The sequence below is a fragment of the Vibrio sp. Y20_XG_PY13 genome, assembly GCF_024181925.1.
Classification (GTDB): domain Bacteria; phylum Pseudomonadota; class Gammaproteobacteria; order Enterobacterales; family Vibrionaceae; genus Vibrio; species Vibrio parahaemolyticus.
Genome location: NZ_JAMZAL010000007.1, coordinates 13,355 through 31,108, shown reverse-complemented (window position 1 = coordinate 31,108; position 17,754 = coordinate 13,355). Strand labels below are relative to the sequence as shown.

Sequence of the window (17,754 nt, the reverse complement as noted above, 5' to 3'; positions counted from 1 at the left end):
TTGGTGTTAAAGATAGAAATTAAATGTGAACTGAGTCAGGTTATTTCGCCATTTATTAAATCGTTAGTTGTTGATGATCACATTTTATTTTTTTGACGAATTTTTATAAATCAACGCAAGTGTCTGTAATTACCAGTGTTTTTATTGTGGATATAGAGTCGGGTTTGAACGAGATCACTTTTTAAACGGATTTATTTTCCATTGCGAATTAATTATTTCAGTATGGCCACCGCCACGGAGGCACATTCCAAGGCTTGCGATGATCGGGAAAAGAAGCCCATGGAACCATCGCATAACGTGAATAATTAAAGGCAGTAATTATGAAAAACATCTTTGCACTGAGTGCTCTTTCACTCGCTTTCGCTTCTAGCGCTTTTGCTGGTTCTTCTTACGTAACGGGTAACGTTCAATTCCACGATGATGGTCGAATTCATGGCTCTGACGTGACGTCTACCCTTGAAGCTGGTCATACTTTTGATAACCAATTTGGTGGCTTTACGGTTTACACTGAGTTTGATGGTATTCAACTGGGTAAGTTGGAAACTGAAAATGGCGGTGCAGGCAATACGACTCCTGCAATTACCGTGGGTGGTGAGCAGTCATTCAACATTACCGATCATCTATGGGTTGCGGCGGGTTACCAACACCTGTTTTCTGCCGGTGAGAACGTGCAATATCGTCCACTGGTTAAGATCGGCTACAACTTCGATAACGGCATCTCATTAAGTAACCGTACTCGTGCTCACATCGACGCTACAGACGCAGATGCGGATACAGATTACCGCATGGATAACCGCATCGGTTACGTGATGAATGAAGATGTGACGCTGAGCTACAACAACGTTTACATGATTGAAGCAGAAACTATGGATCACGAGTTCCGTGCGACATGGACGCGTAAAGGTGTTCAGCCTTACTTTGAATTACGCTCTCAAGCTCATGGCGCAGAAAACGCGAGTGGTGACAGCCTAGTGAATAACGCTTTTGTATTTGGTGCTTCTTACGGCTTCTAATTTTATATTTGTCTTAACTGTCCATTAAGAAAAAGCCCAGCAATTGGTTTGCTGGGCTTTCTTATTACTTGTCGTTACCTTCGTGGCGGCGGTATTCGAAAACTTGGCCTTTTTCGTTAAAGGCGTAGACCGTGTAGCTGTCTTTTTTGTCGCCATATTCCATACCCGGAGAGCCCATTGGCATACCTGGTACAGTTAAACCTTTCGCGTTACGTGGTGGATTTTCTAAGAATGCTTTAATGTCTTCGGCTGGAATGTGACCTTCGAATACATAGCCGTTGATCTCTGCCGTGTGGCAAGAGTAAAGCTGTTCGTTCTTGATGCCTAGATCGCGTTTGATGGCGTTCATGTCATCGTGCAATTTTTCTTCGACCGTAAAGCCGTTCTCTTCCATGTGTTTTGTCCATTCTCCACAACAGCCACAGTATGGCGATTTGTGGTTAATGACATCGGCTGCCAATACGTTGGCGGACACGGTCGCAAGCATTGCAAAGGTCAATAGTTTCAACTTCATAATACCCTCAAAAAGAAGTGGTTATTTTACTGAAAACAGTCGTAGTCGATTTGCATTACTAACGACAGTAATTGAAGACAGTGCCATTGCCGCTCCTGCGACAACAGGACTGAGCAAAAATCCAAACGCTGGGTAAAGCACGCCAGCGGCAACTGGAATACCCAACGAGTTGTAAACAAAGGCACCAAATAGGTTTTGCTTCATATTTTTAAGTGTAGCGCGAGACAGTTCAATCGCATGTACTACCGCCATTGGTGACGTGTTCAGGATGGTCATTTGCGAACTTTCAATGGCGACATCACTGCCGCTACCCATGGCAATACCAAGGTTGGCTAACGCGAGAGCAGGGGCGTCGTTAATGCCATCCCCCACCATTGCCACGACATGTCCTTGAGATTGAAGTTGCTCAATGTGCTGAGCTTTTTCATCTGGCATTACTTGGGCGATCACTTCATCAATACCAAGTTCTTGGCCGATAGCATTGGCAACGTGTTGGTTATCACCCGTCAGCATTACCGTTTTGATGCCTTGCGATTTTAATGCAGAGAGCGCTTGTTTCGCATCTGATTTGATTGGGTCGGCAATGGCAATCAGACCGATCAGTTCGCCGTTCAATGCCACAGCTACCGGAGTCCACGCATTTTTTGCGCATTCATCGATGGCAGGTTTTAATGCGCTGGTCTCAACGTTTTCTGTTTGCATGAACTGTAGCGAACCAATAAGCAGCGGTTTATCTTGATACGTCGCCAAAATGCCGCGTCCGCGAACGTTCTCAAACTTGTCTAATAAGACGTCTTTTGCGTTGTGTTGTTTGGCATAATCACACACCGCTTTTGCCAGTGGGTGCTCAGACTGACGCTCTGCCGCATACGCTAAAGCCAATAGTTCTTCTTGGCTGGTGGTGTGAGTAAACACTTGCTGAACGCTCGGTTTTCCTTGGGTAAGTGTGCCCGTTTTGTCGAATACAACCGTGTCGACTTTGCTTGCCAATTGCAGGGCATCGGCGTCTTTGATCAAAATGCCGAGTTCTGCGGCTTTACCCACTCCCACCGTGACAGAAAGTGGGGTTGCTAAGCCTAGAGCGCAAGGGCAGGCGATGATCAGTACCGTTGTGGTGACCACAAGCATATAACTCGCTTTTGGCTCTGGGCCAACGGCAAACCAAACGATCGCGGCCAGTATTGCTATACCAACAACGACAGGGACAAACACCGATGAAATCTGGTCTGCCAATTTCGCGATGGCAGGCTTACTGCTTTGCGCTGTGCGCACCATGCGGATGATACGAGCCAGCATGGTATTTGCGCCAATGCCCGTTGCCTCAATGATTAAGGCTCCATCTGTGTTCAAAGTACCTGCGGAGACTTGAGCCTCTTGCGCTTTTAATACAGGAACAGGTTCACCAGTGAGCATAGATTCATCAATGTACGATTCACCTTGAATCACAACGCCATCAACAGGCACTTTCTCGCCTGGTTTGATACGCAGTTTCATGCCTAACGTGATTTGCTCAACCGTTATTTGTTGGTCGCCTTGTTCCGTGATTACCGTAGCTTGCTGAGGTTGTAAGTTAATCAACGCTTGTAAGGAACGCGTTGTGTTCGCCTTAGCTTTAGCTTCTATATAGTGACCAAGTGAAATCAAACCAATGATCATCGCGCTGGCTTCAAAATAGACATGACGAGAAGCCATTGGGAACCAGTCAGGAAAAATCACTACCAACATAGAGTAAAACCATGCCGCACCCGTACCGAGTGCAACCAAGGTATCCATTGTGGCGCGTTTGTGAGTGGCTGCTAACCAAGCGTTACTGAAGAAGTGTTTACCCGCCGTGGCAAGAAGGAGCAAACATACGATACCGATCGCGCCCCAAGCCAATTGGTCGTTGGTGTTGCGAATCATCATATTGCCGCCAGCAACGCCCCAAATCATTAAAGGGGCACCGACGACAAGGCCAGCAATAGCATCCAGTTTGAAGCGTTTTTGCTGCTGACGTTGTTGCTGCGCTTGTTTTTCTTGCTGGGTTGCGGCGTCTTGTAGAATTTCACCCTGATACCCGGCTTGTTTAACCGATTCTAAAATATCGGCGTGCAAGTCGTCAGAATCGTTATCGACAAAGACCAACGCACTTTGCTCAGCCAGGTTGACTTGCGCTTTTTCAACGCCTTGGACTTGAGTCAGCGCTTTTTCAACAGAGGCAACACAGCTGGCACACGTCATCCCTTGAATCAGCATTTGTAATTGTGTCGCGCCTGCTGGTGGTAGCTCTTCAATTTTAACTTCAGGCTCACCGTGATGTTGCTGCTCAACTTGAGCTAGCGTTTCTGCCTTTTGCGGAGCTGATACATTTGTTTCTGTATTTGCTTCTGTGATCACTTCGGAACTTGCGCTATAGCCTAAGCTTGCCACCAAATCGATGACTTGCTTTTGTGTCAGCAGAGTATGAATGCGTAAGTGCGTTGTCGAAGCTTCGAAAGAGACAACATCTTGATTGGACTCTAATAAAGAAGAGAGTTTTTTCACGCAGCCACCGCAGCTTAGCCCCGATAGTTGGAGCTCATAATGGGTGCCAGCCTGGTAACCAAGGGATTCAATTGAGGCGACTACGTCAGATAAAGACGCATCCGTCTTTAATTCTACAGAGGTCGGAGACAAATTGATGATTTCAACATCGTGATTAGCGTGTAACGCTTTCTCTACTTTCCTTGCACAACCCATGCAGTTGAGCCCCGTTAACGGTACAACGAACTTGTTCATAAACTTGTCCTGAACAATAGCGATGTAGAGAGCTTAAACCTTACATCAAGGGGAAGGTCAAGCATTTCATTGGCGAAACAATTTCGTCAAAACTGTCAGTAAAGCTCCGTTTCTTCCTCTGTTGTGTTGCGAGTGATCTCAAGGTTTTTTCTCTCTGAATATAAAGTTCCGTTAAAACTCCTAAAACATGAATGAAGTCGCTCACGAATTTGAAGCTTTTCTTATGTCAGAACAGCGTAAAAACTCATTTTTGACGTTTTTATGTTTTTATTTATCTATATAAGCAATTGAAAAATAAGGATTGATATTGTTTTTGATCTTCTCATTTTGAACTTGCTCAGATTGCTGCTGGGAAAGTTTTTTACTGCGAAAAAAGTTTGTCATATTTGCCCCGTCCAAACATTGTTTCAAGTTCCTGCAATGTCCTAGTTAGCGAATTTGAAAATGGAAAAAACTAAAAATATAGGGGTTAAAAATGTCTTACCTAAAGAAAAGCCTACTTGCTACGGCAATCACAGGCATGATGTTCAGTGGTGCAGCTCTTGCTGATGGCGCAAACAGCGATGCTGCGAAAGAGTACCTAACAAAAGATTCTTTCTCTTATGAAGTTTACGGGATCATCGCGATGCAGGCCGCGTACCGCGATTACGATTCTGGCAGCAAAGCAACGGATGACGACCTAGGCGGCATGCAGCTAAACAACGAATCTCGTATCGGTTTCCGTGGTAAAAAACAATTTGCTAACTTCGGTCCTACCTTTATTTGGCAAATCGAAGGTGGTTACGTAGACCCTAGCTTTGGTGGCGAGGGTGCTGGTCTTGGTGAGCGTGACACATTCGTCGGTTTTGAAAGTGCTTCTTGGGGTCAAGTTCGTCTAGGTCGTGTTTTGACACCTATGTACGAGTTGGTTGACTGGCCAGCATCTAACCCAGGTCTAGGCGATGTTTACGACTGGGGTGGTGCAATCGGTGGTGCTAAGTACCAAGACCGTCAATCAAACACCATTCGTTGGGACTCTCCAATGTACGCAGACAAGTTCTCTCTAGATATCGCAGCGGGCGCTGGTGATAAAGCGGGTCTAGGTGCTGGTGATGATTACTGGGGCGGCATCGCGGCTCACTACAAGTTAGGTCCACTACAATTGGATGCTGCTTACGAAGGTAACCGTAACATTGAATCTGAAGGTCAAACTTGGGAAAACAACACGTACCTAGTTGGTGTTCAAGGTTGGTTTGATAACGGTATTTCGTTCTTCGCTCAATACAAATACATGGAAGCGGACGCAAGCAACGGCGTGAACGAGAAGCAAGATGCAATGTCTGCAGGTCTGATGTACACAACAGGTGACTGGCAGTACAAGCTAGGTTACGCAGCGAACTTCGACCTAGAACGTGACGGTAAGACAATTAACGATACAGCAGACGATGTACTATCTGCACAAGTTATGTACTTCGTAGACCCATCTGCAGTGCTTTACGTACGTGCTCGTACTCTAGACTTCGGTGACGGTGCGTCTCAACTAGATAAACCAGCAGAAGCGCGTTGGAAGTCAGCTGACTACGATGAGTTCTCTGTAGGTGTTGAATACTACTTCTAATAAAGAAGCAGCTTAAAGGGCGGAAACGCCCTTTTTGTCTTGATACTTATTCATATAAGCCATTGAAATGACTGGCCTGTAAGTTTCAGTGGCTTATCTAAATTGGTATAAAGTGAGAAACCATGATGAAAAAAACAACGACACTTCTTGGAATTTGCGCAATCCTTTCTGCGCCTGCCTTCGCTGCTCAGTTGACTCTGCAAAAGGAATTAGTGCCTCGCGTTATTAATGGTGAGTTCGTTTACCCTGAGTGGATCTCTGACAACAACAGTATCGAGCTAAAAGACGGTGAAAACCAGTTAGCGGTGACTGTTGGTCAAATTGTGTTTGAAGATGGAAAGCGCCGTAAGTTTGATTCGCAGCCTCTTTTATTAGAGTTTGATGCAGAAAAAGATGCTGAACTTTCTCTGACTTACAAAACCTTCCGAACCATTGAAGAAGCGAAAGCCTTCGAACTCGATCCGAAAGTGGTACTAAAGGATAAAAACGGAAAAGAAGTGGATTTCTCTATGGTTCAGCTCCGTAAAGGTGGTTTGCAAGGTTTTCGTGATTACGAGCGAGAAGTGGCCGACTACAACAACGCAATGAACAAACAAGCGACTAAGAGCAGCATCGCGCAATCTCCGGCGGTGACGAAAACATTGAAAGAGTCGTTCAATGAACTCAGCCGTGAAGAGCAACAAGAGTTCATGCAATGGGCGATGCGTAACCTGAAGTAACTTCGTCTCGCGCTTAAACAATAAATAAGAGGGCAGTACCTATATTGGTGCTGCCCTGTTTGTATTTCTGGTGTCAAACCGATTGTAGAATTGACTTACGGTGGTAAAATGTCGCCACTTTTATCCTTGACATCACAACGAGAGCCCTCTCGTTGCTCATTACCCCTAAGGAACTCAAATGACGGTTAAAACTCGTTTTGCTCCTAGCCCAACTGGCTATCTACACGTTGGTGGTGCGCGTACTGCACTTTACTCTTGGCTATACGCTAAAAACCAAGGTGGCGAATTCGTTCTACGTATCGAAGATACAGACCTTGAACGTAACTCTCAGGAAGCCGTTGATGCGATTCTAGAAGGCATGGAATGGCTAGGCTTGGAGTGGGATGAAGGTCCTTACTACCAAACTCAACGTTTTGATCGTTACAACGAAATGGTTGATAAGCTTCTTGCTGAAGACAAAGCGTACAAGTGTTACGCGTCTAAAGAGCTGCTAGATGAAATCCGTGCAGAGCAAGAAGCAAACAAAGAAATGCCTCGTTACGATGCAAACCATCCAAAAATCAAAGCGGCAAACGAAGCGGCAAAAGACGGTGACCCATGTGTTATCCGTTTCCGTAACCCAAAAGAGGGTAGCGTAGTATTCGAAGACCAAATTCGTGGCCGTATCGAAATCCGCAACGATCAAATGGATGACCTAATCATTCGTCGTACTGACGGTTCACCTACTTACAACTTCTGTGTAGTAGTGGATGACTGGGACATGGGTATCACTCACGTCGTTCGTGGCGAAGACCACATCAACAACACGCCTCGTCAAATCAACATCTACGAAGCATTGGGTGCGCCAGTACCAACGTTTGCACACTGTGCAATGATCTTAGGTGATGACGGTGCGAAACTGTCTAAGCGTCATGGTGCAGTATCAGTAATGCAATACCGTGATATGGGTTACCTGCCTGCGGCACTAAACAACTACTTAGTGCGTCTAGGTTGGTCTCATGGCGACCAAGAAATCTTCTCTCAAGAAGAGATGATCAACTTGTTCAGCCTAAACGCAGTATCTAAGTCAGCGTCTGCTTTCAACACGGATAAACTGCAATGGTTGAACAACCACTACATCAAGAACTCAGATCCTGCGTACGTTGCAGAGCATCTACAATGGCATCTAGATCAGCAAAAACTGGACGTAACAAACGGCCCTGCGATCACTGACGTGATCAAGCTAGTCGGTGAGCGTTGTCATACTCTTGTTGAGCTTGCTGAGCAAATTCGTTACTTCTACGAAGATTTCTCTGAGTTTGAAGCGGGCGCAGCGAAGAAGCACCTACGTGGCGTAGCGAAAGAACCTCTAGAAGTAGCACTTGCGAAAGTGGAAGCGATCACAGAGTGGACGACAGAAAACCTACACCAAATGATCGCTGACGTATGTGCAGAGCTTGAAATTGGCATGGGTAAAATCGGTATGCCACTTCGTGTTGCAGTGACAGGCGGCGGTCAATCACCTTCTGTTGATGCTGTAATGGCGTTGATCGGTAAAGAACGTTGTGTTGCTCGCATCAAAATGGCGCTAGAGTTCATTGCTGAGCGTGAAGCAAACGCATAATTAGACTGAATAAATAGTCATTCTAAGCCGCGATATTTGTCGCGGCTTTTTTGTATCTGAAGGTTCACAGCACTATAAAGCTTAATTTTGCTAAGGATATAAACTGCTCGTTTTGCTTTTTAGTTGTTCAAAAATGGATAAGTTTTTGTAATCCATACATGCCTAATATGAATAAAAATTAACCGTTCGCATTCAAAATATCTCTCTGATTTATATTTATAAATCCTAAAGCTCCCTAATTATTGTCTCAATGTTGAGAAATAAACTTGCTTTAGCTATCTGGTTTTAAAAAGTGACGCAAACGTTTGCGTAGTTGGTGGGGTGGGTCTTTGAGTGCTAAAGATCACATAATGTAGAACTTTTTGATGACACGAAATTGACAGTTTTGGGATTTGTCTCGTGATTTCTTAGCGTTATAGTTCAACCCGTCAGTGAGAACTCGATAACGATATGCATCACTGCACTGGAAATATACCCAAGTGACTTTCCATAAATTTTTTGCATGTGCATAAAGCGGAAGTTGCTTCGGTATCCACTCAAGGAATGAATAAAAAGAATTGAAATACAACGTCAGTGTTATTAGGCGGCGCATTTCGTCATCGAATTAAAAAAAGTACTTCTTTAGAGGAATCAATAATGAAAAAACTAGCAGCGGTAATTTCAGCGTCTTTACTTATGGCTTCAGCAGCTCAAGCAGAAGTATACGTGGGCGGTAAAATGGGTAAATCTTGGTTGGAAGATGCTTGTGTAGCAGGTCAATCTTGTGACAAAGATGGCTCAACTCTTGGTGCTTTCGTTGGTTACGAATTCAATGACTACATTGCACTAGAAGCTGGTTTCGACAACGTTGGTGATTTCGATCAAACTTCTTTCGGTGGCCACGTAGAAGCAATCACTCTTGCTCCTAAATTCAGCCTACCAATCACTCAAGACATCGCACTTTACGGTAAAGTTGGTGGTGCTTACGTAATGTTCGACGGTAAAGATGATTACTCTTACCTAGGCGCAGCTGGTGTTGAATTCAACCTAAGCCAAAACGTTACAGCACGTGCGGAATACCAAACAATTACTGACATTAGCAACAACGTAAGCAAAGCAGCTGGTAACTCTGCAACTCTAGGTGTTTCTTTCAAATTCGGCGGCAACGATGAGCCAGTAGTAGTTGAAGAAGTAGTTGTAGAAGAAGTTGTTGAGCCAGTAGTGGTTACTAAAACTTTCGAAACTCAAACTATCGGTACTGGTAGCTTTGACCTAAACAGCACAACACTTAAACCAGAAAGCGCTTCTAAACTAGACAACCTAGTTGCTTTCCTAAACGAGCACCCACAAGCGAAGGTTGAAGTAGTTGGTTACACAGATACTTCAGGCGCTGCAGCATACAACCAAAAAGTTTCTGAGAAACGTGCTGAGTCTGTAGCAAACGCGCTAGTTGAAAAAGGCATCGATGCATCACGCATCCAAGCTCGCGGTGAAGGTGAAAACAACCCAATCGCATCAAACGATACTCGTGAAGGTCGTCAACAAAACCGTCGTGTAGAAATCGTTGTACCTGAGTTCGAATACCAAGTTCAGCAATAAGCTCCTATCCGACCGTAGAATAGCAGCCTAAAGCTGAATGCCCCGAAGAGTTCGCTCTTCGGGGCTTTTTTTATCTGTTCATTTTGTATCGCTTAATTTGTGAATGGTGGACACAAAAAAAGAGAACCGGTTGATGACGGGTTCTCTTTTTGCGTTCGATAGAGGTTCAACTCTCGAAATCATTTTTAGCAGTGAAGCGAAATTTGTCTGAAGCGCTTTTAAGTTGTGTAAGTACGAGAGTGGATTACTTCAGATCGATGCTGTTGAGTCGGCCCATAAAAGTGAGGATTTCTAAGTTCTCTTTGTGGGCTTCTAGTAGTGCCTTTTTCGTTTGCATGTAAGCGGCAAGTTTGCCGTATTTGTTAATCGAACGTACTACCGTCTTGTATTTGTATTCACCCTTATCGTTAAACTCGCGCCATTTCGCAATGTAACAAGTGTCTCGGTTGTCTGGGTTCTCTAGGGTAGGGTTAGGCTTATGAACGATTTTAGGCTCAACGCTGTGCGGCAGACGCGTCATTAAATACGGGTCTTTTAATAGACGTCGCCAAAACTTGCCCCACATTTCTCTACCCAACTCATTTCTTAGTTTGATGGCTTTCTTCAAGCCCTTTTTCTCTCCAATACGAACAAAACCCACTGAGCGATGCAAAACAGTATCGTCAGGAGTATGAATGTGGATCTTAAAGGCAGTCTTGCCTTTCGAAATAAAGCGGTGTCCAGTGTTAGTAATTAAATTGCTCTTAGACATAGTGCTAACTAATATTTTTATTAATAGTCGAGAGGGTAAGCAAAACTCATAAATAATTAAAGTAATAAAATACAAAACTGTAAATAGTAACTGTGAAGTAATTAAGGGCGACGGCGAGTGTTTTCAACCCGCATGAGGTTTGACCAGAAGCGGCAATATGCTGCAGGTGGGCGTTTGGATTATCGGGAAGAGAACGTTGTATGCGGGAAATGAGCCCGATAAACGCGTATAAAAAAGCCTTAGCTCAACGGTGAGCTAAGGCTATGATATGGCGCCCCCAGTAGGATTCGAACCTACGACCTGTCCCTTAGGAGGGGACTGCGCTATCCAGCTGTGCCATGAGGGCGTAATACCAATCACAGTAACTATTGGGTTATTGCTACAGGTTAAACAAATTCACAGCCATGCTGCTGATTTCTTTAACCCTAGTGCTAACTTGTTAGCTACTTAGACAGGCATAATCAAATAAGATGCGTTGTCTATGATATTCAAAAGTAAGCATATCTCAAGGCTTAATGTGACCTTTTATAAGATCTTGTTCATTACATCGCCAATTTGAACGCTGGACGCCAAATTCGGCTGATCAATCGTCAATTCTGCTTCTTGCTCATAGATGCGGGAGACCGTCAAAGTGATCTCGCTTTGCGACACTTTATTACGTGGTAAACCCTTTTGATCGATGAATGATGCCGTGTGCCACAGTTGCAGTTTGTCACCTTCTTTTACGCCGTGCATGCGGCCCAGATCCATCGTGACGGTGTTGCCAAAAACGGCCACCACTTCCGGTAGGGTAATCTTGCAAGACAGTTCGGACTCGAGGTCTAACATGATGTTGCGGCTGACGCGTAGCATCATTTCGCCATAGGTCGATGCCCAGAAACGTGCGCTGCGAGTGTCCACTTGGCTGGTTTTGGCGAATGGCCAACGCGCGACTTCGCGGTAGGCTTTGTTGAAGACTTCATGGCCCGTCTTGCCATCGAAGACTTTCATCTCTAAAGCAAACTGACGGTTAATGATGTCGTCTTTTAAGAGTTGAGATTCAATCGTTGCCGTTAAGTCAGTAATCACGCCGCCAATAATGTATTGTGCGCCGTTGTCCTGCGCAATCATTTGAGTGCGAGCTGGATAATTGCTGCTGATTGAGTAGTCTGTCGTGCCAACAGAAACGAAGCTGCGTGAGGTTTGATCCAATTGGCGATTAACGACTTTGCTGAAATCGTCACCCACTTGGTAGATTTGCCCCATGACTGCTTGTTGGGGAGAGGCAACGTCAATGTTACCGACCAAAATAGTCTTTTTGTATTGATCCGTGTGGCAACCCGTTGCCGATGGATAAATGTCCACTCGGATCTTCATTTCCATTTTACCACCGCGTTTGCGCTCAGATTCCACGAGAATGTAGCGCACCTCATGGTTAGTAAACTGATATTCTTTGCGGTTTTCTTCCAATAGCGGCATCAAATTACTGATGCTGCCAATGTCTGCGCCCGAAAAGTTGACGGCTTTGAATAGAGCGTCTTCCAACGCATGGAGCCTTGCCGCATCTTCAGAAGAAACGATCGTGGCAACGCCTGTCACTTCGTACCAAGACGCCACTGCACGAAATGGCAGAAGCATAACGAAAGTGATTGAAAGTAGGCTAAATAATATTTTTTTCATTGGGTATGACCGTTCGGGTATAAATATTGCTATATCAATTTCAGTGAAGTTTGGTGGCGTTTTCTTAGTTAGACAAACAAAGAAAAGCAAAGACTGTTCCAATATTACCTTTACTCAGTAAGGAATTGTGAAAGAACAGTGCCACCCAAGATTATCTGGAGAATCAAACCATGAAAAAGTGGCTTGTCGCCGCATCGATGATGACGCTTTTGACATCGTGCGCGTACTCACCGATTTATAATGGTAAAGAACCGTATTCAGGCAGCCAGTTCATGTTGATGGACAGTCCGCGTCATACGATGGACTTCTTTATTGAAAGCATGACAGAAGATTTGATGGTATCTAACGTTGCCGTTTCTGCACGTACACCAATTGCTATCACATCGTTTGTTGACCTGCAAAACATGGATGCGACCAACTGGTTGGGCAACTCTGTATCTGAAGGGTTTATCCATCAGTTCCAACGTCGCGGTTTTAAAGTCGTCGATTTTAAAACGACAGGATCTATCCAAGTGACGCAGCAAGGAGACTTTGCCTTAAGCCGCGATTGGCAAGATTTGGCGCAAGAGCAGCAAATTCAGTATGTGTTAACGGGAACCATGCTTCGTCAAGAAGGTGGCGTATTGGTTAATGCTCGCGTTGTTGGTATGCAAAGCCGTGTTGTGGTTGCCACAGCGCAAGGGTTCTTGCCTGCAGACCGAATCGGCCGTGATTTGGATACGCTAAATAGCATCCGTACCCAAGATGGCGTGTTGATTCGTTCAGACCCAACTATTCGCCAGCCATACACTGTGATTCTCCGCCCATAGGATAGAACCATGAAGAAGTTATTATTTATTATTGCCACCTTGGTGCTTGTGGGATGTCAGCCATTACAACAGATGCGCCAAGATGAAATTTTAGTGGCGGTAGGTTATGCAAGCGTAAGCGAACAAACTGGCCGCACGGTAGAAGAAAAACGTGTGCGCGCGATGCGAGCATCAAAAATTGATGCGTATCGTGAGTTAGCAGAGCAAGTTTACGGCATGCGAGTAAGCGGTCGTGCCGAACTTGAAGATCAGCGTCTTGGCATTGAAAGCACGAGTGGCGCGGTCGATGGCGTGATTCGCGGTGCAGAGGTCGTGCGCAGTTACTTAGTTGAAGACAGTTACGTAACAGAGTTACGTTTGGATATCGGTAAGATGGATAAGCTACGCGATTACGGTGAAGTTCAACAAGTGCCTGAGAAGCGTCAGCAAACCTTGTTCTAAAACCACTTCACTAAATAAACAGATAATCTTTTCGAGCGGCTGATTGGCAACAATTGGTCGCTTTTTTATGGGTTCGATTTGATGGTTTTGCCTAATGAGGAAGGAGAGGCTAGAGCGTTAGGCTTTAATATTGGTGCCTAGCGTTGAAATGGTGTGGGTTTTGCCGCCGGCATTGTAGGTCATACCGATCTTGCCGTGAGTGTGTTGAAGCATGTTATTGAGCTTGTTAAAACTCAATTGAGCACGGCTGAGGGATTCTCCATTCACGCGATTGACCTGTTGACAGTCCAGCACGATGGATTGGATTTGGGCTACAACCTGACTTAGGTGCTCATCTTCGGTAAGTTGATTGACATGCGGGTGAGAGGCAATTCGCTGATCAGTGGTTCTTAGCTGATCAATGAGTGTCATTTTTTGTTTGGCGATGCTTTCGATTTCAGAAGAGACACGCGCAGTAATCGCCTGTGTTTCCTGACGTAAAACAGTAGAAAGTGCCTTAGCATTTTCTAGTTGAAAGTTTACGAGATCGACTAATGCTGCCATAAATACTTACCTTGGGCCTAAGTCAGTTAGCTTTTGCCTTGCAATTCGTTTTCAAACTTGATCATATTGTCGGCCAGTTTTTCTGGGTCAACGCGGTATGAACCGTTTGCGATTGCTTCTTTGATTGCCGCTACTTTCGCACTGTCGTAAGCCGGAGAAGCTGCCATATCCTTTTGGAGTTTGCTGACGGCTTTACTTTGTTGGCTTAGCGATACAGCGTCTTGTTGAGCTGGCGCTTTTTTCGATTCAGTTGCGCTTGATGTCGCACTTGAATCGTTACGTGCAGGCGCGCGACTGGTCGTCGACATCATTTGCCCTGAACGTATATTATCTATACCTGCCATGTTTAACCTTTGCCTTGTATCGTAATACTGGTATCCAGACTATCGACCAACCAAACGATAACTTTAATCATTTTTTGCATTTTTATTGATCAATTTTCACAATGCGGTTGTGCTACCTAAATAAAGGTTAAAAGGTGACGGTAATTTCCGCAATGTCAGTCACTATGCCCTCTATTATACGTTGTGACTTGTCATTTTTCACTCTTACTTGATCGCCCGTGGCTCCATCTTGCAATGCTGTGCCTTGTGTTGTGATCGTCATGCCTGATTTTACGGCCTTTATTGTCACTTTTTCATTACGGCAAACCACGCAAACATCATTGCGCTCAACCACATCACCAAGGCGAACGCTACGTTTTAACTTTGCACCGACCACTTGTTCGAAGCTAGAAAAGCCATCTTTGCGAAAGCGTTGAAGCTCAATCATGGATGTCGTGACATCGGATGCGCTGATGATCTCACCTCGGCCAAGTTGTCGAGTTGCGACGATCATTGGTACTGAAGAGGAGACACGAACAGGGACATACACTTTCCAGTCATCGGCAGGGCATTCTACCAACACATTGATATTGCTGCGGGTGCTGCTGGTGGAAGAGGCCGAAGTGTCGAGTGGTTCAGGGCAGTCTGTTGCCTTGATTCGAGAGTCAATGTCTGCCGCATTCACAGTCAATTCACCTCCGGCTGGCTGCTCTACCGTGGCAAGAATATGTTGTTCTGCTGCCAATTTTATTTGTTCTATCTGATTATCTGTTGCCGAATGAACAAAAAAACTAAACATACTGAGCAAAATGCCGATAGACTTAGCGTACTTTGTAAATAGCGCTCTACATATTGTCATAGTCAATGTTGTCGAAGTTATAGTGAAATACGCCATACTGTCTCCCTGGTATCATGCTTGCCAGTGGTAGAGTATCATTTAAAAACAAAAAGTTTGAGATGGAGATGAGCATATGACGGGGATTCTTGACTCGGTGAATCAGCGTACGCAACTCGTCGGTCAGAACCGATTGGAATTATTGACCTTTCGACTGATGGGGCGACAGCGTTACGGCATCAACGTATTCAAAGTAAAAGAAGTACTTCAGTGCCCTAAGCTGACTTCTATGCCAAATCTACACCCTCTGGTAAAAGGTATTGCTCATATCCGTGGCCATACCGTGTCAGTAATTGATTTGAGCCTGGCAATTGGTGGCCGCCCAACCACCGATATTGATAAATGTTTTGTTGTTATCGCTGAATTTAACCGTACGATCCAAGCATTTTTGGTATCATCGGTTGAGCGTATTATCAACATGCACTGGGAAGCGATTTTGCCGCCGCCAGATGGCGCAGGTAAAGCGCACTACCTAACTGCTGTGACGAATATCGATAACGAACTTGTTGAAATCCTAGACGTGGAAAAAATCCTGGCTGAAATCGCGCCAGTTGATGAAACCATGGATTCAACCATCGGTGAAGAAATCGCACAAGCGGAGCAAGAAAAGCCTATCGTACGTCGTATTCTGATTGCTGATGACTCAACGGTTGCACGTAAGCAAGTTGAGCGCGCGATTACTTCGATTGGTTTCGAGGTCGTATCTGTCAAAGATGGCAAAGAAGCGTACAATAAGTTGCTTGAAATGGCTCAAGAAGGCAGCATTTACGATCAGATTTCTTTGGTGATTTCTGATATCGAAATGCCCGAAATGGATGGCTACACATTAACGGCTGAAATCCGCAGAAATGCAGATTTGAAAGATCTTTATGTTATCCTTCATTCCTCATTAAGTGGCGTTTTCAACCAAGCCATGGTTGAGCGCGTAGGTGCAAACACCTTCATTGCGAAATTTAACCCAGACGAATTGGGTAACGCGGTTAAATCTGCATTAACACAATAAAAGAGACATTAATGACTGCTATTACAATCAGTGATCAAGAGTATCGTGACTTTAGCCGTTTTCTAGAATCGCAATGTGGCATCGTATTAGGCGATAGCAAACAATACCTCGTGCGCAGCCGACTGAGTCCTCTAGTGACTAAGTTCAAGCTTGCGTCGTTGTCTGATTTGCTACGCGATGTTGTTGCTGGCCGCAATCGTGAACTGCGTATTGCTGCTGTGGATGCGATGACGACTAACGAAACATTGTGGTTTCGAGATACTTATCCGTTCACGGTTTTAGCTGACAAACTATTGCCAGAAGTTGCGGCAAATAAACGTCCAATTAAAATTTGGTCTGCGGCCAGTTCATCTGGTCAAGAACCTTATTCAATCGCGATGACAATTCTGGAAACGCAACAGCGTAAGCCAGGTTTGCTGCCAAGTGTTTCCATCACGGCGACGGACATTTCTGCAAGCATGCTCGAAATGTGTCGTGCAGGTGTGTATGACAACCTTGCTTTAGGTCGTGGCCTTTCGCCTGAGCGTCGCCGCACTTTCTTTGAAGATGCAGGCGATGGCCGTATGAAAGTGAAAGACAACGTTAAACGTTTGGTGAACTTCCGTCCTCAAAACTTGATGGATAGCTACGCACTGATGGGTAAATTCGACATCATTTTCTGTCGTAACGTGCTGATTTACTTCTCTCCAGAGATGAAATCTAAAGTGCTTAACCAAATGGCGAGTAGTTTAAACCCTGGTGGTTACCTATTACTGGGTGCGTCAGAGTCGTTAACCGGTCTGACTGATAAATTTGAAATGGTGCGCTGTAATCCAGGTATCATTTACAAGCTTAAATAGCGGTATCTCTTATTTGAAAACAAAGCCTGACCTCGTGTCAGGCTTTTTTTTTTCTGCATTCTTTCTTTTGTCTACATGAGATGAGCTTTCGAGTTTCCCCTCGCTAATCTGTTGTCGGACTTTGCCCTGTTCCCTCTGCAGGGTGTATCTTTATTCAAGTAAGCGAAGTGATACGACATTCCAGTTACTTTGGCTTGCTTATTGCAATCTAAAACGTCAATAGCTGATAGGTGCTTTAGCGTTTCCGGTTTTTGGCACGCTAATTGCTATTTAGTTATTAATAACGGTCAGTTCTTAATTGTAGAGGCAAACATGGCTATATCTTTTGACAAGGCACTAGGCATCCACCAGCACACGGTGGGCGTACGTGAGCGCAATGCAGAGGTGATTTCCACCAACATCGCGCAAGCAAACACGCCTGGTTACAAAGCAAGAGGTCTAGACTTTGCCAAGGAGTTACAAGCGGCAACATCTGGGGCAAGCATTGGTCTTAGCCGAACAGATGGTCGGCATATTCCTGCCACTACAACGTTGATGGGGGACAAACTGTATCGTCTTCCTACGCAACCAGACACGGGGGATGGCAACACCGTTGATTTGGATTTAGAGCGTAACTTGTTTATGCAAAACCAAATCAGACACCAAGCATCACTCGACTTTCTAGGCGGTAAATTCAAGAACTTAACCAAGGCAATCAAAGGGGATTAATT

17 protein-coding genes and 1 tRNA gene are annotated in these 17,754 nt (G+C 44.9%); 10 read left to right on the top strand and 8 right to left on the bottom strand.

From position 1 onward, the window contains the following. Nucleotides 1-320 precede the first annotated feature (320 nt). Nucleotides 321-1,013, top strand: a complete 693-nt coding sequence (locus tag NL646_RS16490; RefSeq protein ID WP_005453980.1) for an oligogalacturonate-specific porin KdgM family protein — start codon at nucleotides 321-323, stop codon at nucleotides 1,011-1,013. A gap of 64 nt (nucleotides 1,014-1,077) precedes the next feature. Here the strand turns inward: NL646_RS16490 and NL646_RS16485 are convergent, their stop codons facing one another. Next, on the bottom strand, nucleotides 1,078-1,527 hold the full coding sequence (locus NL646_RS16485; RefSeq protein WP_005454003.1) for a DUF411 domain-containing protein: 450 nt from the start codon (nucleotides 1,525-1,527) through the stop codon (nucleotides 1,078-1,080). Nucleotides 1,528-1,548: 21 nt separating this feature from the next. After that, on the bottom strand, nucleotides 1,549-4,284 hold the full coding sequence (locus tag NL646_RS16480) for a heavy metal translocating P-type ATPase (protein ID WP_253664458.1): 2,736 nt from the start codon (nucleotides 4,282-4,284) through the stop codon (nucleotides 1,549-1,551). Nucleotides 4,285-4,759: 475 nt separating this feature from the next. Here NL646_RS16480 and chiP point away from each other — a divergent pair, with 475 nt between their 5' ends. The 4 genes from chiP to NL646_RS16460 all read left to right on the top strand — a co-directional run bounded on the left by chiP (nucleotide 4,760) and on the right by NL646_RS16460 (nucleotide 9,781). After that, a complete protein-coding gene (chiP, locus tag NL646_RS16475) occupies nucleotides 4,760-5,881 on the top strand; it encodes a chitoporin (protein WP_005454008.1) in 1,122 nt (373 codons plus the stop codon). Between the two features lie 122 nt (nucleotides 5,882-6,003). After that, nucleotides 6,004-6,600 (top strand): DUF2057 domain-containing protein, encoded by a 597-nt coding sequence (locus NL646_RS16470; protein ID WP_005453993.1) that lies wholly within the window; start codon nucleotides 6,004-6,006, stop codon nucleotides 6,598-6,600. A 178-nt stretch (nucleotides 6,601-6,778) separates the two neighbouring features. Continuing rightward, nucleotides 6,779-8,203 carry a glutamate--tRNA ligase gene (gene gltX / locus NL646_RS16465; protein WP_005482241.1) on the top strand — a complete coding sequence of 475 codons (1,425 nt, stop codon included), beginning with the start codon at nucleotides 6,779-6,781 and terminating at the stop codon, nucleotides 8,201-8,203. Nucleotides 8,204-8,839: 636 nt separating this feature from the next. Next, nucleotides 8,840-9,781, top strand: a complete 942-nt coding sequence (locus NL646_RS16460) for an OmpA family protein (RefSeq protein WP_253664457.1) — start codon at nucleotides 8,840-8,842, stop codon at nucleotides 9,779-9,781. 244 nt (nucleotides 9,782-10,025) lie between these two features. On the opposite strand, the gene NL646_RS16455 is transcribed toward NL646_RS16460, so the two are convergent. The 3 genes from NL646_RS16455 to NL646_RS16445 all read right to left on the bottom strand — a co-directional run bounded on the left by NL646_RS16455 (nucleotide 10,026) and on the right by NL646_RS16445 (nucleotide 12,191). Continuing rightward, entirely contained in the window at nucleotides 10,026-10,532 is a 507-nt protein-coding gene (locus NL646_RS16455) for a hypothetical protein (RefSeq protein ID WP_005482262.1), read from the bottom strand. A gap of 269 nt (nucleotides 10,533-10,801) precedes the next feature. Continuing rightward, a tRNA-Arg gene (locus NL646_RS16450) sits at nucleotides 10,802-10,878 on the bottom strand. A 179-nt stretch (nucleotides 10,879-11,057) separates the two neighbouring features. Continuing rightward, nucleotides 11,058-12,191 carry a flagellar assembly protein FlgT gene (locus tag NL646_RS16445; RefSeq protein WP_005496141.1) on the bottom strand — a complete coding sequence of 378 codons (1,134 nt, stop codon included), beginning with the start codon at nucleotides 12,189-12,191 and terminating at the stop codon, nucleotides 11,058-11,060. Nucleotides 12,192-12,361: 170 nt separating this feature from the next. Here NL646_RS16445 and NL646_RS16440 point away from each other — a divergent pair, with 170 nt between their 5' ends. Both NL646_RS16440 and flgP read left to right on the top strand, forming a co-directional pair. Then, entirely contained in the window at nucleotides 12,362-13,000 is a 639-nt protein-coding gene (locus tag NL646_RS16440; RefSeq protein ID WP_005382013.1) for a FlgO family outer membrane protein, read from the top strand. Nucleotides 13,001-13,009: 9 nt separating this feature from the next. Next, nucleotides 13,010-13,441: a flagellar assembly lipoprotein FlgP gene (gene flgP, locus NL646_RS16435; protein WP_253664456.1), complete on the top strand. Its 432-nt coding sequence runs from the start codon at nucleotides 13,010-13,012 to the stop codon at nucleotides 13,439-13,441. 117 nt (nucleotides 13,442-13,558) lie between these two features. Here the strand turns inward: flgP and NL646_RS16430 are convergent, their stop codons facing one another. From NL646_RS16430 to flgA, 3 genes are all read right to left on the bottom strand, one after another. Beyond that, a complete protein-coding gene (locus tag NL646_RS16430; protein ID WP_005454011.1) occupies nucleotides 13,559-13,984 on the bottom strand; it encodes a flagella synthesis protein FlgN in 426 nt (141 codons plus the stop codon). Nucleotides 13,985-14,010: 26 nt separating this feature from the next. Then, nucleotides 14,011-14,328, bottom strand: a complete 318-nt coding sequence (flgM, locus tag NL646_RS16425; RefSeq protein ID WP_005453996.1) for a flagellar biosynthesis anti-sigma factor FlgM — start codon at nucleotides 14,326-14,328, stop codon at nucleotides 14,011-14,013. Between the two features lie 127 nt (nucleotides 14,329-14,455). Further along, complete coding sequence (gene flgA, locus NL646_RS16420; RefSeq protein ID WP_005486752.1) at nucleotides 14,456-15,202, bottom strand: flagellar basal body P-ring formation chaperone FlgA; 747 nt, start codon at nucleotides 15,200-15,202, stop codon at nucleotides 14,456-14,458. Between the two features lie 76 nt (nucleotides 15,203-15,278). On the opposite strand from flgA, the gene NL646_RS16415 reads away from it, so the two are divergent. From NL646_RS16415 to flgB, 3 genes are all read left to right on the top strand, one after another. Then, nucleotides 15,279-16,205: a chemotaxis protein CheV gene (locus tag NL646_RS16415; protein ID WP_005462297.1), complete on the top strand. Its 927-nt coding sequence runs from the start codon at nucleotides 15,279-15,281 to the stop codon at nucleotides 16,203-16,205. Nucleotides 16,206-16,216: 11 nt separating this feature from the next. Next, on the top strand, nucleotides 16,217-17,044 hold the full coding sequence (locus NL646_RS16410) for a protein-glutamate O-methyltransferase (protein ID WP_005462295.1): 828 nt from the start codon (nucleotides 16,217-16,219) through the stop codon (nucleotides 17,042-17,044). Nucleotides 17,045-17,356: 312 nt separating this feature from the next. Next, the gene (gene flgB, locus NL646_RS16405) at nucleotides 17,357-17,752 is read left to right on the top strand and encodes a flagellar basal body rod protein FlgB (RefSeq protein ID WP_005462294.1); all 396 of its coding nucleotides are present in this window, start codon (nucleotides 17,357-17,359) and stop codon (nucleotides 17,750-17,752) included. Nucleotides 17,753-17,754: the final 2 nt, after the last annotated feature.

Coding starts and splice junctions, on each gene's coding strand:
- NL646_RS16490 (WP_005453980.1), top strand. CDS start 321: ATGAAAAACATCTTTGCACTGAGTGCTCTTTCACTCGCTTTCGCTTCT.
- NL646_RS16485 (WP_005454003.1), bottom strand. CDS start 1,527: ATGAAGTTGAAACTATTGACCTTTGCAATGCTTGCGACCGTGTCCGCC.
- NL646_RS16480 (WP_253664458.1), bottom strand. CDS start 4,284: ATGAACAAGTTCGTTGTACCGTTAACGGGGCTCAACTGCATGGGTTGT.
- chiP (WP_005454008.1), top strand. CDS start 4,760: ATGTCTTACCTAAAGAAAAGCCTACTTGCTACGGCAATCACAGGCATG.
- NL646_RS16470 (WP_005453993.1), top strand. CDS start 6,004: ATGATGAAAAAAACAACGACACTTCTTGGAATTTGCGCAATCCTTTCT.
- gltX (WP_005482241.1), top strand. CDS start 6,779: ATGACGGTTAAAACTCGTTTTGCTCCTAGCCCAACTGGCTATCTACAC.
- NL646_RS16460 (WP_253664457.1), top strand. CDS start 8,840: ATGAAAAAACTAGCAGCGGTAATTTCAGCGTCTTTACTTATGGCTTCA.
- NL646_RS16455 (WP_005482262.1), bottom strand. CDS start 10,532: ATGTCTAAGAGCAATTTAATTACTAACACTGGACACCGCTTTATTTCG.
- NL646_RS16445 (WP_005496141.1), bottom strand. CDS start 12,191: ATGAAAAAAATATTATTTAGCCTACTTTCAATCACTTTCGTTATGCTT.
- NL646_RS16440 (WP_005382013.1), top strand. CDS start 12,362: ATGAAAAAGTGGCTTGTCGCCGCATCGATGATGACGCTTTTGACATCG.
- flgP (WP_253664456.1), top strand. CDS start 13,010: ATGAAGAAGTTATTATTTATTATTGCCACCTTGGTGCTTGTGGGATGT.
- NL646_RS16430 (WP_005454011.1), bottom strand. CDS start 13,984: ATGGCAGCATTAGTCGATCTCGTAAACTTTCAACTAGAAAATGCTAAG.
- flgM (WP_005453996.1), bottom strand. CDS start 14,328: ATGGCAGGTATAGATAATATACGTTCAGGGCAAATGATGTCGACGACC.
- flgA (WP_005486752.1), bottom strand. CDS start 15,202: ATGGCGTATTTCACTATAACTTCGACAACATTGACTATGACAATATGT.
- NL646_RS16415 (WP_005462297.1), top strand. CDS start 15,279: ATGACGGGGATTCTTGACTCGGTGAATCAGCGTACGCAACTCGTCGGT.
- NL646_RS16410 (WP_005462295.1), top strand. CDS start 16,217: ATGACTGCTATTACAATCAGTGATCAAGAGTATCGTGACTTTAGCCGT.
- flgB (WP_005462294.1), top strand. CDS start 17,357: ATGGCTATATCTTTTGACAAGGCACTAGGCATCCACCAGCACACGGTG.